The organism is Candidatus Aquicultor secundus (assembly GCF_002791875.1).
GTDB classification, from domain to species: domain Bacteria; phylum Actinomycetota; class Aquicultoria; order Aquicultorales; family Aquicultoraceae; genus Aquicultor_A; species Aquicultor_A secundus.
The window spans coordinates 1-2,702 of sequence record NZ_PFNG01000161.1; the positions used below are offsets into that span (position 1 = coordinate 1).

The window sequence follows — 2,702 nt, forward strand, 5'->3', positions numbered from 1 at the left end:
TCAAAGCTTAGACGCACTTAAGTGACAGAAGTGCGTGAGTGCCCGCTAGATTCTTCGCTGCGCTCAGAATGACAATTGCCGGCGCTCAGAATGACAATTGCCGGCGCTCAGAATGACAAGTGCTGGATTCTTCACAATGCTTCAGAATGATAGCTTGGCAATGCAAGTTTTACTTTGTGAGGTTGATTAAACTGACAAACGCACATGGCAATCTTAATAGCAATCATAAGGTTCTCATACATTACGGGAAAAGCGGACCGCTTAAATACCTCTCGCACCTGGAGCTGATACGTGCGCTCGAGCGCTCGTTCCGGCGTGCCGGGGTCGAGATTAAGATGAGCGGTGGATTTCATCCGAGGCCCAAGGTATCCTATGGCCCGGCGCTTTCCGTCGCCGTTGCGAGTTCGGCCGAATACTTGCTGGCAGAGCTGGTGCATCCTATTCCAGAGGACCAACTGCTAACGAAAATAACTTCCGCGTTGCCGAAGGGATTAAGCATCTACGGGGCGAAATATATCCGTGACAAAAAGCCCTCGATTGCAAGCGCTGTAAAAAGCGCGGCGTATCGGGTGAAGGTCGAGTTCGATGCGGATTCCGTCGATATCGTATCCCTCATCGACCAAATAAGGGGTCAAGAGCGGTTGCTCGTACGGCATAAGGGAAAGGAAAAATGGGTAGAAACAAACGTAGCTCTACTCGATTGGACGATCGTGCGTGAGAGCGACAATGAGCACGAGTTTCACATCCTGGTGTCCGTCGGCGATAGCAACAGCACGCGCCCTGAACTTTTAGTCGGTAAGCTGTCTGAAGTCTCCCCGGGCCTTAAAGGGTTCAAGATTACAGAAGTTAACCGCGTTGAGCAGTATGTTAATCGGGGTAACCCGTTAATAGATATTTATAATTTTTATGAAAGAATTTTTATGAAAGTGTGAAGATGGGAAGTGAGCGTGACAAATCGTGAATTGATGATCTCTGTCGACGCCTTCGAGACCAGGGCTGCCGTTCTCGAGGACCGCGAACTCGTCGAGGTATACCTTGAGCGGCGGGAGGCTCCGTCGATTGTCGGCAACATCTACCTGGGAAGAGTCAAGGACATCCTCCCAGGGATGCAGGCGGCGTTTGTAGATATCGGTGTGGAGCGAAACGCGTTTCTTTACGTGGAAGAAATCGTTTTTCCCGGGAAAAACGAAGACGAGCCGATGCCGCCCATCCAACACCTGCTCAAGCCGGGCCAGGATATCCTGGTGCAGGTAATCAAAGAGCCGATGGACGCAAAAGGGGCTAGGGTAACCACGCAGGTGACCCTGCCGGGGCGCTACCTCGTGTTGTTGCCGTATTCCGATTTCGTGGGGACGTCACGGCGTCTGCCCGAAGAGGAACGGCGTCGTTTAAAAGAGACCTGTGAGCAAATAAAACCGCGTGGTGAGGGGCTTATAGCCCGAACCGCCGCCGAGGGTGCAGACCTTATCGATCTGCGGGCGGACTTAAAACGCCTGCTCTTATATTGGAGAAAGATAGGCCGGAAGGTACGCGATGCTGCGCCCGTCCAGCTTATCTATCAGGAGCCGCAGCTTGCGCTCAGGATCGTGCGCGACCTGTTTTCGCCCGAATTCAGGCGCCTTGTGATCGACAGCAAAGAGGACTACGATGCTATCACCGACTTTTTGGGGTCCACCGACCCCGAGCTTGCCAAGCGGGTCGAGTTGTACTCCGAACGGCTGCCGCTTTTTGATAAATATAACATCAACCAGGACATCGAAAACGCCATGAAGCGCAAGGTATGGCTGCGAAGCGGCGGCTATATCAGCATCGACCACACCGAGGCGCTTACGGCAATCGACGTCAACACGGGCAAGTATGTCGGCAAAACAACCCTTGAGCAGACGATTTTTAAGACCAACCTGGAGGCCGCAGGGGAGATAGTCAGACAGCTTCGGCTGCGGGATATCGGCGGTATTATCGTCATCGACTTCATCGACATGCAAGACCCCGACAACAGAGAAGAAGTATCCCGGGTGCTGAATGAGGCGCTTGCCTCAGACAGGACCAAAACCCGCGTCATAGAGATATCCAAGCTCGGGCTTGTCGAGATGACCAGGAAGAACGTAAGCCAGGGACTCCTCGAGTTCCAGGCGGAAACCTGCCCGTGCTGTCACGGCCTGGGCGTCATACTTTCTGATGCGACCATCGGTATGCAAATGTACCGCCAGGTTAAACGCTTGGCTGCAACCCATATCTCCGAGTCCTTCGTCTTCAAAGTCAACCCGCGCGGCCGGGAGTTTCTCAAGCAAAAAGGCAAACTCACCGGCAATATCCTCGATCTTGAATGGGACAAGAAAGCCCACCTCATATTCGACGATACCGTCCCCATCGGACGCCCCGAGATGATAGATGAAGGCACCGAAGCCCAAATCGAGCAGAGCATGAGCAACTACTATTGAAAACAAAATTTCTGCCTTTTCCTTGGGTGTTGTTGACACTTGTTTGACCTTATGCTACCATCAATGCTTGTTGCTAAGGAGGATTGCTATGTATGCCATCATAAGATGCGGTGGACAACAATATAAGGTAAATAAGGGCGATGAGATCGTAGTCGACCAGGTAAAAGGTAACCCTGGCGATAAGTTCGATATCGAAGATGTTCTGATGCTCCGTGATGATCACGTGGTTGCCAACAACCTCGATAAGGTAAAAGTTGTAGC

Annotated in this window: 3 protein-coding genes; all 3 read left to right on the forward strand. The window is 52.0% G+C overall.

The genetic code is table 11. The features are described from left to right. Positions 1 to 176 precede the first annotated feature (176 nt). A complete protein-coding gene (locus COY37_RS06685; RefSeq protein ID WP_286976911.1) occupies positions 177 to 932 on the forward strand; it encodes a TIGR03936 family radical SAM-associated protein in 756 nt (251 codons plus the stop codon). 15 nt (positions 933 to 947) lie between these two features. Next, entirely contained in the window at positions 948 to 2,441 is a 1,494-nt protein-coding gene (locus COY37_RS06690; RefSeq protein ID WP_286976914.1) for an Rne/Rng family ribonuclease, read from the forward strand. 88 nt (positions 2,442 to 2,529) lie between these two features. Then, a partial coding sequence (locus COY37_RS11870) for a large ribosomal subunit protein bL21 (RefSeq protein WP_353683007.1) occupies positions 2,530 to 2,702 on the forward strand: 173 nt, incomplete at its 3' end.